Source organism: Aestuariibaculum sp. M13, from assembly GCF_024723255.1.
Lineage (GTDB): Bacteria > Bacteroidota > Bacteroidia > Flavobacteriales > Flavobacteriaceae > Aestuariibaculum > Aestuariibaculum lutulentum.
Genome location: NZ_JANIAC010000002.1, coordinates 837,863 through 852,216, shown reverse-complemented (window position 1 = coordinate 852,216; position 14,354 = coordinate 837,863). Strand labels below are relative to the sequence as shown.

The following is a 14,354-nucleotide window of genomic DNA, read 5'->3' as shown; positions in this document are numbered from 1 at the left end:
TTTTATAAAATATTTTTCACTTCATCTTTAATAAACGAAAGGGCCAAATCGCTTGGGGCACGGCGTTCTAACATTTCGGTTAATACCACTTCGCGTAGTTTGTCGGCGGTATCAGCTTTTTCAAGTAAACTAGCTTTCCTTATCAGTTGTATGGTGGCGTTTTTAGCTGTATTAATAATGCTCCAACACTGTTCGCTTACGTAAATCTGCTGTGCTAAATTATGTTCAAATTCCGACTCAATGGCTTGGATTAACATGGCTTCATAGGTGTTTTTATCCGATGAGGTTGGTGCTACTCGAAGTAAAAGTTTAGATGGTGCAATGCGCTCTAAAAACAAGGTCATACGTTCGTAGGCTTGCAGGCGTGTTGGTAAGGCGCTTACTTCCAGGTCTTTTTGTAGTAAAAAGCGTCTGCGACCATCTTCATTTTTAGTGTGTTCTTTAAAAAAATAATATGCTATAAGTCCGGTAATTAAGGACGGAATAGCAAATAATAATAAATCGATAATTCTTGACGAATCCATAAAAAGTAGTGTTAAGTTTATTTATTCCCTCCCAAATATATGCAATCTTTTAAATCCTGCATACCTGTAAATGGTACATGTGTTTTGTTGTACATATAGGTTTTGCTTAGTTCTTTAGATAAATTGTGATCATCTACGTTAATTTCGATATCACTCATTTTAAACTGGCAAGGGTGTTCGTAACCTGCCGCATGGGTAATTTCAATAAATTCTTTTCTAAAGGTTTTAAAATACTGAGCCAGTCTCGCCGATTTTAACGTCGGGTCAATACCACTTTGTAACCATTTACTTTGCGTGGCAACACCACTCGGGCAACGGTTGTTGTGACAAACTTGCGCCTGAATACAGCCAATACTCATCATAGCTTCTCGAGCCACGTTTATACAGTCGGCACCCATGGCAAAAGCCATAGCGCCTTTGGCAGGGAATCCTAATTTACCGCTACCAATAAAGACAATGCGTTCGGTGAGTTCTTTACGCTGAAAAAGTTTGTATAAGTCGCTGAACCCGTAAACCCAAGGCAGGGACACATGATCTGCAAAACTTGGCGGAGCTGCACCGGTACCGCCTTCGCCACCATCAACGGTAATGAAATCTGGACCTTTGCCTGTTTTTAACATGATATCGGCAAGCTCTTCCCATTGTTCCAGTTTACCAATAGCAGCTTTGATGCCAACAGGTAAACCGGTAGCTTTAGCTATTTCTTCAATAAAATCTACCATTTCAGCGACATTTGAGAATGCAGAATGGTTTGGTGGTGACAACACATCTTTGCCTAATTCTACATGACGAATGGCTGCAATTTCTTTGGTGATTTTTGACGCTGGTAACACACCACCTTTACCCGGTTTAGCACCTTGAGATAGCTTTACTTCAATAGCACGAATAAATGGATTATCTTCTACTAATTTTACCAGTTTGTCTAAGGAAAACGACCCATCTTCATTTCGAACACCAAAATAACCGGTTCCGAAGTGAAAAATAACATCACCGCCGTGACTGTGGTAAGGGGACAGGCCGCCTTCACCTGTATTATGATAAGCGCCAGCCATTTTTACGCCTTTATTTAAAGACTCAACTGCTTTTGCTGAAAGCGAACCGAAACTCATAGCCGAAACATTAATAACCGATGCCGGACGAAATGGTTTTTTTCTATTATTGTGTAATCCCATGACTTTAGCACATGGTAAAAAGGTTTTGTCTATTTCGTTAGGATGGTTTTCTTTTGGCTTATAAGGCATCATCGCGTTATTAATAAAAATATGCTGATGTGCATAAATATCGGTATCGGTTCCGAAACCTTCATAATTGTTTTCTTTTTTAGCCGAGGCGTAAATCCAGCCGCGTTCAATACGGTTAAATGGTAATTCCTCACGGTTGTTAGCGACTAAATACTGGCGCAGTTCGGGTCCAATTTTTTCAAGCATATACCTAAGATGACCAATAATGGGGTAGTTATGGCTAATAGTGTGTGCTTTTTGAATAAAAATATCGCGAATGGCAACTAATAATAGTATAATTAAAATCCAGCCCCACCAAGAAATATCAGATAAAAAAGAGAACATAAATTGTATAAATTTTCAGAATTTAAGATAAAGATATTTAAATTTTAATAAATGCTTTGGGCATTTATAATTGTTTATAATTATTAATAAAACCTTTTAATTAAACGGTTGGCAATGTTTAATTTTAACCCTTTAAAATAGAAATTAGTTTTGGAGAAGTATTTAAGTCAGTTAAACGAGGCGCAGTTAGCACCAACCATACAGAAAGATGGACCGATGATTGTGATTGCAGGTGCGGGTTCGGGAAAAACGCGTGTGTTAACCTTTAGAATTGCCTACTTAATGAGTCAGGGTATAGACCCATTTAATATTCTATCGTTAACCTTTACCAATAAGGCCGCTCGTGAAATGAAGGAGCGTATTGCTGCTATTGTGGGACAAAGTGAAGCCAGAAATTTATGGATGGGGACGTTTCACTCTATTTTTGCGAAGATTTTACGTATTGAAGCTGATAAATTAGGCTACCCAACCAATTTTACGATTTACGATTCACAGGATTCTGATAAATTAATCGGTTCCATTATTCGTGAAATGGGGCTTGATAAAGATATTTACAAGGCAAAATCCATTCGTTCCAGAATATCGTCGTATAAAAACAGTTTGATAACGGTACGTGCTTATTTTCAGAATTCTGAATTGCAGGAAGCCGATGCCATGGCGAGACGCCCACGTATGGGAGATATTTATAAAGCTTATGTAGATAGATGCTTTAAGGCAGGTGCAATGGATTTTGATGATTTATTACTGAAAACCAACGAGCTGTTAACGCGATTCCCAGAGGTGTTGATGAAATACCAGAATCGTTTCAGATATATATTGGTGGACGAGTATCAGGATACCAACCACTCGCAGTATTTAATTGTACGTGCATTGTCAGATAAGTTTCAGAATATTTGTGTGGTAGGGGATGATGCGCAGAGTATTTATGCCTTCCGTGGTGCAAACATCAATAACATTTTAAATTTCCAGAAAGATTACGATAATGTAAAATTGTTCCGATTAGAACAGAATTATCGATCAACAAAGAATATCGTAAACGCTGCCAATTCTATTATTGATAAAAACCAGACCAAGCTTGATAAGGTGGTTTGGACGGCTAACGATGAAGGTGGAAAGATTGTAGTCAATCGTTCATTAACAGATGGAGACGAGGGGCGTTATGTAGCCAGTACCATTTGGGAAACCAAGATGAACGAGCAGCTGGATAATAAAGATTTTGCGGTTTTATATAGAACCAATGCGCAGTCAAGAGCGATAGAGGATGCTTTGCGTAAACGTGATATTCCGTATAAAATTTACGGCGGTTTATCGTTTTATCAGCGTAAAGAGATTAAAGATGTGATTTCGTATTTACGTTTGATTATCAATCCGGCTGATGAAGAAGCTTTAAAACGTGTGATTAATTTCCCACCAAGAGGTATAGGTGCCACCACTGTAGACAGATTGGTAGTTGCCGCCAATGGTTATAACCGTTCGATTTTTGAGGTGATGAAGAATATCGATAAAACCGATATAAAAGTAAACTCAGGAACTAGAGGAAAACTTCTGGATTTTGTAACGATGATTGAAAGCTATCAGGTTATGAATCAAAATGCCGACGTATTTGAATTGGCAGAGCATGTGACGCGTACCAGTGGATTAATTAAGGAATTTAAGAAAGATGCTACGCCTGAAGGAGTGACTCGTATGGAAAACATCGAGGAGTTACTTAATGGTATGAAAGATTTCGTTGAAGGACAAAAGGAAGTGGCTGATGCCACAGCGTCTTTAGCGGAATTTCTTGAAGATGTGGCGTTATCAAGTGATCTAGATTCTGATAAAGAAGATGTCGATCATGTAGCGTTAATGACGATTCACTTGGCGAAAGGATTGGAATTTCCACACGTGTTTATTGTAGGGTTAGAGGAAGATTTATTCCCAAGTGCCATGAGTATGAATACCCGAAGTGAACTGGAAGAAGAGCGTCGTTTGTTTTATGTAGCCTTAACGCGTGCTGAAAAACAGGCGTATCTAACCTATGCGCTGTCTCGATACCGTTGGGGAAAATTGGTGGATTCAGATCCAAGCCGATTTATTTCAGAAATTGATGAGCAATATTTAGATATTACCACACCAATAGAGGAGCGTCGTATCAACCCGATGCTGGATGCTGATATTTTTGGAGATGTGAGTCCGAATACAAGACAACATGTGACATCTAATAACAATATTCGTTTTAAACCGGCAAAACAAGTAAACTTAACAAAGGGTACGCCTCAAAAAGAACAACCTAAATTTCAGGCTAATGGGCCTAAGAAGTTAACCAAAGTAGAAGCTTCAAGTTCAGCAGGACAAGAGGCTAATTTATTTGATGGTAAATTGGTGCCAGGTAATATTGTAAACCATATGCGTTTTGGCAAAGGTGAAGTTTTAAAAATTGAAGGCGTAGGTGCCGATGTTAAAGCTGAAATTAAATTTCAGCAGGTTGGTGTTAAAAAGCTATTACTTCGTTTTGCAAAACTGGATGTGATTGGTTAAATCCATAATAAATGATGTAAAAAAATAGCCTGTGTAATTAAGCAGACTATTTTTTTTCTTTTCTTTTTCACTCTCTATAAGTAAATCAAATAATTGTCTTTTTAACGAAAATGATGTTTTTGAAACTTGCCCAAATAAGAGAAAAAACAAATAAATTGTAGGATTTTTATTTCTACAGAATAGATGATATATAGAAACGAAAATATTGTTTTACAATTCAAAAAATGTCGTTAACTTGTTCCGTGAAGTGAATATACACTATCTATGGCAGAGTTTATAAAAATATATGAGGAAAACCCAAACCCAAAGGCAATTGAAAAAGTTGTTGAGGTTTTAAAACGTGGAGGATTAATAATTTATCCAACCGATACCGTTTATGGTTTGGGCTGTGATATAAGTAATATTAAGGCTTTAGAAAAGGTTGCTCGTATTAAACAAGTGAAACTTGAGAAGTCTAATTTCTCTTTTATTTGTCACGATTTAAGTCATTTGAGTGATTATGTGAAGCAGATAGATACCTCTGTTTTTAAGGTTTTAAAAAGAGCGCTTCCAGGCCCTTATACTTTTATTTTACCGGGATCTAAGAATTTGCCACATCCGTTTAAGAAAAAGAAAACAGTAGGTATTCGTGTACCCGATAATAAGATTGCTTTAGAGATTGTTAAAAAGTTAGGCCATCCTATTATTTCTACCTCTATTCGTGATGAAGATGAGGTGATAGAATACACTACCGACCCGGAACTTATTCTGGAAAAATGGGATAATCTGGTAGATATTGTAATCGATGGAGGTTATGGCGATAATAATCCGTCTACGGTAATTGATATGTCTGAAGATCCTGCAATTATAGTTAGAGAGGGGAAAGGAAGTTTAGAAGTATTGTAAACTAAATTTATACGCTTACATTTAAAAGTACTTTTTCCAAGCGATCAAAATTTTCTTCGTTTTTTGGACCGACAAAAGTTCTAAGTTTTTCACAGTCAGACGCTGTTTCAAAAATCATTCTAAACGATATTTGAGTTTCAGAATCATTAAGTTCTATAAATTCAACTTCCATATCAAATAATGGTTTTGAAGTTCTGCTCCAAGAAACTAACTGTTGCGGTTTGATAGTTTTAAATACCGAAGCGTTTTCGTAATTTACATTATTGGGTCCATGCATAGTAAGTAACCATTTGCCTCCTGGACGTAAATCGAATTCATGTATGGTGTTAGTGAAACCTTCAGGACCCCACCATTCTTTTAGGTGTGACGGATTTGAAAAGGCGTGGTAAGCTCGGTCTAATGTGGCTTGAAGAATGCGTTCGTTATAAATTTCTCGGTTGGTTTTAGTTGGCATATTATTGAAAATGTTGTGATTAGGTTTTCAATATAATAAAAAAACATGATGTTTTTTAATTGATTATTCGTGTATTAGAAACAAAAAAAGCCCAACCAAATGGTTGAGCTTTTCAATGTTATTTTAGAAAGCTAATTAGTTTCCAGCTTCCATGTTTTTCATTTCTTTCTCGATCATGTCGTAGAACTGATCAATTTTAGGTAATACTAAAATACGAGTACGACGGTTTCTAGCTCTGTTTTCAGAAGTATTGTTTTCTACTAATGGCACGTAATCAGCACGTCCAGCGGCAACAAGTTGGCTTGGGTTAACACCTAAGTCTTCTAAAACTCTTACTACAGAAGTAGCACGTTTAACACTTAAATCCCAGTTATCAAGGATTACACCATTACTCTTGTAAGGTACATTATCAGTGTGTCCTTCAACCATACATTCGAAATCTGGTTTGCTGTTTACAACTTTAGCAACTTTAGCTAAAACATCTTTAGCTTGAGAAGTTACGTTGTAGCTACCGCTCTTGAATAATAATTTGTCAGCGATAGAAATGTAAACAACACCTTTTTCAACATTTACTTCAATGTCTGGATCGTTAATTCCAACTTCACGTTTTAAGCTAGTAACTAAAGCTAAAGTTACACTGTCTTTTTTAGTAAGAGCATCTTGTAAACGAGTGATTTTTAAATCTTTCTCTTTCATACTCTCAAGAGTCTTCTCTATGTTAGAAGCTCCTTTAGCAGATAATACCTGTAAGTTTTCGTTGTAATTTCTTAAATCTGATACTTGCTCTTCTAATGCTTTTGCTCTAGCAGATGCAGAAGCTCTTTCTTCTAAACAAGAGTTTAATTTTACGGTTGCAGAATTTAGTAAATCTTGAGACTCTTTGTATTTTGCTTCAAGATCAGTAAATTGTTTTTTTGATACACATGAACTTAGCACAAGCATCGCAGAAGCGCCAAATAATAGGACTTTTCTCATAATTATTTAAGGATTAATATTTTAAGTTATTACCACAAAAATATGTAAAAAACGGCCGATTTAACAACTTTAACCAAACTTTTATCAACTATTTTCCCAGATTCTTGAAGTATCTTTTTCTATTTACGAAATAATCCATAACAATGGATGTTCGCTCATAATATTTTGTTTTAATTTTTAATTGTTCTAATTTTTTTCGTTGTTTCAATACCTTGATTAGGTGGTAATAAAAACTGAAATGTGCTTTTATGACTGCCAAAGTATGGTTTGGTTTAATCTCACACACAAATTTTATGCCAGCAATGCCATCTAATACCAATCTGATGAAAATTTTTGTAAAAATTGGTCCAGTGGCATTTTTTGTTAATGTAAAGAGGCTGTTTCTGAAGTTTAGATAGGTCTTTTTTGGGCTTATAGTCTCCAGTGTAGCACCACCAACATGATAAACTGTAGATGCTCCAACGTACTTTATAGAGTAGCCATGGTTTTTAGCACGCCAGCACAAATCTATTTCTTCCATATGCGCAAAAAAGGAATCATCGAAACCATCTAAAGCATTAAAAATATCTTGTCTAATAAATAGGCATGCGCCCGATGCCCAGAAAATTTCAATGGTGTCATTATATTGTCCTTCATCGGCTTCAATGGTGTTAAATATGCGTCCACGACAATAGGGATAACCATATTTATCTATAAAACCACCAGCTGCACCGGCATATTCAAACAGATTTTTGTTTTTGTAATCCAGAATTTTTGGTTGAATAATGGTTGTGTTGGGTTCTGCTTGAAATGTATCTATAATTGGAGTGAGCCAGTTCTCGGTAACTTCAATATCGTTGTTAAGTAAACAGTAAATATCGGCATCGATATGTTTTAAAGCATCGTTATAACCTTTTGCATAGCCTCCATTTTCGGCGTTTCTTACAATTTTAATTTCAGGATAATTCTTGTTTACAAAAGCAATAGAATCATCAGTAGAAGCATTATCGGCAACATAAATATCTGCCTCTTTTGAGAAAGCTACAACGGAGGGCAAAAACTGTTCTAATAGCTTTGTTCCATTCCAGTTTAATATAACAATAGCTAGTTTCATAAATTGTAATCAGGTATATCTCTTAAAAAATCGTAACGTTCGTTTTTAAAGTCCATTTGGCAATAATAATGATTTAAACCGTTTGTCACCATTAAATATGTAGCATTAAGCGTCTGGTTATATTGAGCAATCTGGTCGAAGGTTTGTTGGTTTATGGTTATTGCCGGAGCTTTGCATTCTACTATAAGATGTATGCTGCCGTCGGGGTTAAAAACAACAATATCATACCGTTTTTTTAAGTCGTTAACAATGAGTTCTTTTTCTATATTTATTAACGATTTAGGGTAACCTTTAACTTCCATTAAATACATAAGACAATGTTGTCTTACCCATTCTTCAGGCTGTAAAACCACAAACTTTTTACGAATACAATCGAATATAGAAATTTTATTTTCGCTACTTTTGAATCGAAACGAAAACTTTGGAAAATTAAGGTCTTGCAATGCTGTTCTTTTATAATTTCAAAGTTAATGTACAATAATCAAATACCAAATTACCAAGCCTGTTTTTGGAGTTTTGTGTTTATAATTTTCGATTTTTTCAAGTTTGGACGAAGTAAAGCAATTAGTAAGCGATATTAAGAATGGTAACCTGAAACCTATTTATTTTTTAATGGGAGAAGAGCCTTATTATATTGATAGAATTTCAGATTTTATTGAAGATAATGTGTTAGCCGAAGAGGAGCGGGGCTTCAATCAAATGGTGCTTTATGGTCGTGACATTACTATTGAAGACATTGTGAGTAACGCCAAGCGCTATCCTATGATGGCGGAGTATCAGGTGGTGATTGTTAAGGAAGCTCAGGATTTATCGCGAACTATCGAAAAACTGGCAGATTATGCTAAAAATCCGCAACCTTCCACGGTTTTGGTGATTAATTATAAATATAAAACCATTGATAAGCGCAAAACACTTTATAAAACGCTAAAAGCTTCGGGAGTAATTTACGAAAGTAAAAAGCTTTATGAAAATCAGGTTGCCGATTGGATTAGACGTGTGTTGGCTTCTCAAAAATATAGCATTGAACCTAAGGCAGCACAAATGCTTGTTGAGTTTTTAGGAACCGATTTGAGTAAGATTAATAACGAGCTGGAAAAATTAAAAATTATTTTACCTCAAGGAAGTCAGATAAGTCCAGAACATATTGAAGAGAACATTGGTATTAGTAAAGATTTTAATAATTTTGAGTTGCGAAAAGCTATTGGCGAACGTGATGTGGTTAAAGCCCATCGAATCGTGAAATATTTTGGAGATAACCCGAAAGATAATCCAATGGTGATGACGGTATCATTATTGTTTAGTTTCTTTTCTCAGCTTTTGCATTATCACGGGTTGAGTGATAAATCTCCACGAAATGTAGCATCAGCATTAAAAGTCAATCCTTATTTTGTGAACGATTATGTTACCGCTGCCAGAAACTTCCCCATGCGTCAGGTTAGTATGGTGGTAGCAACCTTACGCGAATTTGATGTAAAAAGTAAAGGTGTAGGAGCTAATTCTGTATCACAAGGCGATTTACTTAAAGAATTGTTGGTGAAAATATTTTCTTAAAGGTAAACAGCAATGCTTAGGGCAATCATAATAAATACGGTTAGAATGATTACTAAAGGAGTAACAAACTTAAGCCATTTATCGTAACCAACTTTTACAATGGCTAAAGAAGCTAAAATTAACCCTGTTGGATTTATAAAAGCAAAAAGCCCCATACCATATTGGTAGGCATTCACTACCAAATCCCGACCAATACCTACACCATCAGCTAGCGGTGAAATAATAGGCATAGTTAGTACTGCCATTCCAGAAGACGAAGGAATAAAGAATGATAGCCCACCGAAAATATAAAGAAGCGCATTGACAAATAGTCCTTTGTTCATGCCATTTGTAGCTGTACTTGCATAGTATAGCATCGTGTCACTAATTTGACCGTCATCCATAAGAACGGTGATTCCTCTCGCGATACCTATAATTAAAGCAACACCTAATAAATCACTGGCACCTTTTACAAATGTATCAACTAAGGTGGACTCATTTATTTTTCCAAGAATACCTATAACTATCGTACCTACAAGAAAGACGACTGTCATTTCTAAAAACCACCAGTTTAGATTAGAAACGCCAAAAATCATAACTACAAAACACATTACGAAAACAAATAAAATGAAACGAAGACGCGTAGTTAAAACCACTGTAGCGTTTGTTGTATTTCCAAATAGTTTTTCAATGGATTCTTTTTGATTGAAAATAATGGATTTTGAAGGGTCTTTTTTTACGCGTTGGGCATATCGAATAATGTATAGAATGCAAATAAGAGTTCCTATTAAGAGAATAACAAAACGAGCAGTTAGTCCGGTAGTCCAGTTTATTCCAGCAGCATCTGATGCAATAATTACGCTAAACGGATTAACAGTTGAACACATTGTTCCGATGGATGATCCTATATAAATACTCGCCAAAGCAACCATGGCATCGTACTTAGCAGCTAGAAAAATAGGAATCAGGATGGGGTAGAAGGCAATGGTTTCTTCGGCTAGTCCAAAAGTGGTTCCTCCAATGGCAATGAGGGTTGTGACTAAAATAATTAATAGATACTCTCTGCCTTTTAGAGCATGAGCCAACCAGTTGATTCCGGCATCAAAAGCTCCGGTGAAATTCATAATACCAATTAATCCACCAATAAAAAGAACTAAAAAGATAATATCTGAAGCTTCAATGATACCTTTAATTGGTGATTGGATGAAGGCTGTAATACCTTGAGGAGATGCTTCAACCTCTTTGTAAGTATTAGGAATACCAATAGGTTTCCATATGTCACCATGAGTAAATTTGTCTAAAGGGATTTTTACCTGCAATTCATCAAGCGTTTTTTGATTCGCTGGTAAACTAGAAGTTTCTCCTAAACTTGTTTTAGTAAATGTGTTTTCGGCTTTATTATAGGTTAATGTATCAAATTTCCCTGAAGGAACCAACCAAGTTAATCCGGCAACTAAAGCTGCGATTATTAATAAAATGGTTTGTGCTGTTGGGAATTTGAGTTTTTTCATTGACTGGTAGATAAATTATAGCAGTTAATTAGTATGAATTTATTGGGATTAAAGATAGTATTATTTTATTTGCATTATAAAATCAAATGATGAAACCACAATTGCTTAATAGTTGGATGCCCTATTTACAAGATGAATTTGAAAAAACTTATTTTCAAGCTTTAAATGAGTTTGTTGAAAAAGAGTATTCTGAGGCAGAATGCTTTCCTCCGAAAGATCAAATTTTTAATGCGTTTAACCATTGTGCTTTTGAAAATGTAAAAGTGGTTATAATTGGTCAGGATCCTTATCATGACGAGGGACAAGCCAATGGTTTGTGTTTTTCTGTTAATGACGGCATTAAACATCCGCCTTCTTTAGTCAATATTTTTAAGGAAATAGAAACCGATTTGGAAGTCGCTTATCCAGAAAGTGGAAATCTGGAGCGTTGGGCAGATCAGGGTGTTTTGTTGTTAAATGCAACTTTAACGGTTAGAGCGCATCAGGCGGGAAGTCATCAAAAGAAAGGCTGGGAAACCTTTACAGATGTTGTTATAAAAACCATAAGTGATTATAAAGATAATGTAGTGTTTTTACTTTGGGGAGGTTATGCTAAAAAGAAGGTGAAGTTAATCGATTCAAAAAAACATCATGTTTTAATAAGTGGACACCCTTCGCCTTTAAGTGCAAACAGAGGGTATTGGTTTGGTAATAAACATTTCAGTAAGACCAATGAAATTTTACGAGAGTTAGGTAAAGAAGTTATCACCTGGTAATATTTTTGAATAAAATTTTAAGAAGCTATTTAGGAAATAAAAAAGTGTAACTTTCATGATAGTTCATAAAAGTTACACTTTTTGTTTTTTTTAACCATAATAAAGTTACTTACAAAACTCGTCTGAGTTTAGCTACCTGTCGGAGCTAATACCTGATCTTGAGCTAAAGAAATTTCAGATCGAATAATAACAGGCATTTTGTTCGCTTTAGTAGGTTTTGGGGTTTTGTTGCAACTAAATTTTAAAAGTAAAAAATTTACAAGTACAAGGGCAGTAATACAAAGAGTAATAGTCACTAACATAGGCACGTGGTTTGGATTAACGACAAGATAAGTAAAATATATTCAAAGGGTATTACTTAATCGTTAAGTGTTAAACTATAGCAAATTTACTCATAAAAGGACTACAAACCAATACGCAGTTGTACTTATTTTGATTTTCAGAATTTACTGTTAATATTTTTGTTATTTTTTGTTTTTATTAAGGAATTTTTAATTTTTTCTTACTCATATTGTTAATCTGTAGAAAAAAATGTTTTCAAATGTTTTTTATTCTTACATAAAAATGTAAGTAATAATATCGTTATTTTGACGAATTATATTGCTATTTGTGAAATTTGTTGTCTTTTTTGTTTGAAAAACAACAGTTTAAAAATTTTATGGAGAATCAAATAAAAGCAATTTATAAAACCAAAGGTTATTTTTAAAAATGAAACAAGGGTATTAATGAAATATAATTTATTTTTGGCTAAAATATAAAATGATGGAGCAAATAAATTGGAAAGTTGCTAAAGAATACGAGGATATAACCTATAAAAAATGTAATGGAGTTGCGAGAATAGCGTTTAACAGACCTAATGTTCGTAATGCCTTCAGACCTAAAACAACCAGTGAATTATATGATGCCTTTTATGACGCTAATGAAGATGTAAATATCGGAGTTGTATTATTATCGGCCGAAGGGCCATCTACTAAAGATGGAATTTGGAGCTTTTGTTCAGGAGGCGACCAAAAGGCAAGAGGACATCAAGGTTATGTTGGTGAAGATGGGTATCACCGTTTGAATATTTTAGAAGTTCAACGATTAATCCGTTTTATGCCTAAAGCTGTAATTGCTGTAGTTCCAGGTTGGGCCGTAGGTGGAGGTCACAGTTTACATGTGGTTTGCGACTTAACTTTAGCGAGCAAGGAACATGCTATTTTTAAACAAACTGATGCTGATGTAACCAGTTTTGATGGAGGATATGGTTCTGCATATTTGGCAAAAATGGTAGGACAGAAAAAAGCGCGTGAAATTTTCTTTTTAGGACGTAATTATTCTGCTCAGGAAGCTTTTGAAATGGGAATGGTTAATGCCGTAATTCCTCATGATGAATTGGAAGCAACCGCATACGAATGGGCTCAGGAAATATTAGCCAAATCACCAACATCTATTAAAATGTTGAAGTTCGCCATGAATTTAACCGATGATGGTATGGTTGGTCAGCAGGTGTTTGCCGGAGAAGCAACACGTTTAGCTTATATGACCGATGAAGCTATTGAAGGACGAAATGCTTTCTTGGAAAAACGTAAGCCTAATTTTGCTAAAAAATGGATTCCATAATATGAAGAATGTTTCTGTTTGGATTTCAGCCATGCGTTTACGAACGCTGCCTTTATCAATTTCTGGAATTATTTTAGCCTCTTGTTTAGCAGCCTACAACGGATATTTTAACTGGCTCATTTTTACCTTGGCCATTTTAACAACGCTTAGTTTTCAAATTCTTTCGAACTTAGCTAACGATTATGGCGATGGAGTAAAAGGAACCGATAATGAAGATCGAGTAGGGCCAGATCGTGCGATACAATCTGGTGATATTTCTCCAGAACAAATGTTTAATGCTATAAAATTAAATGTGTTAATTTCAATAGGATTAGCGTTTTTTTTAATTTTTGTATCGTTTGGGGTAAATCATTTTTTATTAACCTTATTGTTCTTTGTGTTAGGAATAGCGAGTGTTATTGCGGCTATTAAATATACAGTAGGAAATAATGCCTATGGATATAAGGGTTTAGGTGATGTTTATGTGTTTATCTTTTTCGGATTAATTAGTGTTATTGGTTGTTACGTACTGTACGCGAAAACTATCGATCATGTGGTATTTTTACCGGCAATTACTGTTGGTATGCTTAGTGCTGCGGTATTGAACTTAAACAACATGCGAGATATAGAATCTGATGTGAAATCGAATAAAATTACTTTGGCTGTGAAAATTGGAATTTCGAATGCAAAAAAGTATCAGTTATTCCTTGTTGGAGGAGCAATTGTATTATCAGCTTTATTCGGGATTTTATATTATACGTCTATATTTAATTTGATGTTTTTTGTTGCTTACATCCCGTTAATCCTTCATATAAAAAAAGTGGTAATGAATAAAGATTCCAAATTATTAGACCCGGAATTAAAGAAGGTGGCTTTAACAACAGTGTTATTAGCTGTTCTAATGGGGATAGGGCATTTGTTATAGATTTTTCGTATTTTTCTTTATTCAATTTTAAGATTATAA

13 protein-coding genes are annotated in these 14,354 nt (G+C 35.0%); 6 read left to right on the top strand and 7 right to left on the bottom strand.

What is annotated here, in order from left to right; translation table 11 throughout:
• Positions 1-2: 2 nt before the first annotated feature.
• Both NO995_RS10750 and NO995_RS10745 read right to left on the bottom strand, forming a co-directional pair.
• Positions 3-524, bottom strand: coding sequence for a hypothetical protein (locus NO995_RS10750; protein ID WP_258227511.1), 522 nt, complete (start codon positions 522-524; stop codon positions 3-5).
• A gap of 17 nt (positions 525-541) precedes the next feature.
• Positions 542-2,089 carry an FMN-binding glutamate synthase family protein gene (locus NO995_RS10745; RefSeq protein WP_258227510.1) on the bottom strand — a complete coding sequence of 516 codons (1,548 nt, stop codon included), beginning with the start codon at positions 2,087-2,089 and terminating at the stop codon, positions 542-544.
• Between the two features lie 150 nt (positions 2,090-2,239).
• Here NO995_RS10745 and NO995_RS10740 point away from each other — a divergent pair, with 150 nt between their 5' ends.
• Together NO995_RS10740 and NO995_RS10735 are read left to right on the top strand one after the other, a co-directional pair.
• Positions 2,240-4,606, top strand: a complete 2,367-nt coding sequence (locus NO995_RS10740) for an ATP-dependent helicase (protein WP_258227509.1) — start codon at positions 2,240-2,242, stop codon at positions 4,604-4,606.
• Between the two features lie 264 nt (positions 4,607-4,870).
• Entirely contained in the window at positions 4,871-5,491 is a 621-nt protein-coding gene (locus NO995_RS10735; RefSeq protein ID WP_240572936.1) for an L-threonylcarbamoyladenylate synthase, read from the top strand.
• Between the two features lie 7 nt (positions 5,492-5,498).
• Here the strand turns inward: NO995_RS10735 and NO995_RS10730 are convergent, their stop codons facing one another.
• The 4 genes from NO995_RS10730 to NO995_RS10715 form a co-directional block, all read right to left on the bottom strand.
• A complete protein-coding gene (locus NO995_RS10730; RefSeq protein WP_258227508.1) occupies positions 5,499-5,945 on the bottom strand; it encodes an SRPBCC domain-containing protein in 447 nt (148 codons plus the stop codon).
• Positions 5,946-6,080: 135 nt separating this feature from the next.
• Positions 6,081-6,920 carry a flagellar motor protein MotB gene (locus NO995_RS10725; protein WP_240572938.1) on the bottom strand — a complete coding sequence of 280 codons (840 nt, stop codon included), beginning with the start codon at positions 6,918-6,920 and terminating at the stop codon, positions 6,081-6,083.
• A gap of 88 nt (positions 6,921-7,008) precedes the next feature.
• Positions 7,009-8,013, bottom strand: coding sequence for a glycosyltransferase family 2 protein (locus NO995_RS10720; protein ID WP_258227507.1), 1,005 nt, complete (start codon positions 8,011-8,013; stop codon positions 7,009-7,011).
• Complete coding sequence (locus tag NO995_RS10715) at positions 8,010-8,456, bottom strand: type I restriction enzyme HsdR N-terminal domain-containing protein (RefSeq protein WP_240572940.1); 447 nt, start codon at positions 8,454-8,456, stop codon at positions 8,010-8,012. Before NO995_RS10715 ends, NO995_RS10720 begins: the two co-directional genes overlap by 4 nt.
• Before the next feature lie 103 nt (positions 8,457-8,559).
• Between NO995_RS10715 and holA the strand changes: the two genes are divergently transcribed.
• Complete coding sequence (gene holA, locus NO995_RS10710; RefSeq protein ID WP_240572941.1) at positions 8,560-9,564, top strand: DNA polymerase III subunit delta; 1,005 nt, start codon at positions 8,560-8,562, stop codon at positions 9,562-9,564.
• On the opposite strand, the gene NO995_RS10705 is transcribed toward holA, so the two are convergent.
• Positions 9,561-11,054, bottom strand: a complete 1,494-nt coding sequence (locus NO995_RS10705; protein ID WP_258227506.1) for a YfcC family protein — start codon at positions 11,052-11,054, stop codon at positions 9,561-9,563. The two genes, holA and NO995_RS10705, sit on opposite strands and share 4 nt — an antisense overlap.
• 89 nt (positions 11,055-11,143) lie before the next feature.
• Between NO995_RS10705 and NO995_RS10700 the strand changes: the two genes are divergently transcribed.
• The 3 genes from NO995_RS10700 to menA all read left to right on the top strand — a co-directional run bounded on the left by NO995_RS10700 (position 11,144) and on the right by menA (position 14,315).
• Positions 11,144-11,809 (top strand): uracil-DNA glycosylase, encoded by a 666-nt coding sequence (locus NO995_RS10700; RefSeq protein ID WP_258227605.1) that lies wholly within the window; start codon positions 11,144-11,146, stop codon positions 11,807-11,809.
• A 762-nt stretch (positions 11,810-12,571) separates the two neighbouring features.
• Positions 12,572-13,411 (top strand): 1,4-dihydroxy-2-naphthoyl-CoA synthase, encoded by an 840-nt coding sequence (locus NO995_RS10695; protein ID WP_258227604.1) that lies wholly within the window; start codon positions 12,572-12,574, stop codon positions 13,409-13,411.
• Position 13,412: 1 nt separating this feature from the next.
• The gene (gene menA / locus NO995_RS10690; protein ID WP_258227505.1) at positions 13,413-14,315 is read left to right on the top strand and encodes a 1,4-dihydroxy-2-naphthoate octaprenyltransferase; all 903 of its coding nucleotides are present in this window, start codon (positions 13,413-13,415) and stop codon (positions 14,313-14,315) included.
• The last annotated feature ends 39 nt before the right edge of the window (positions 14,316-14,354 follow it).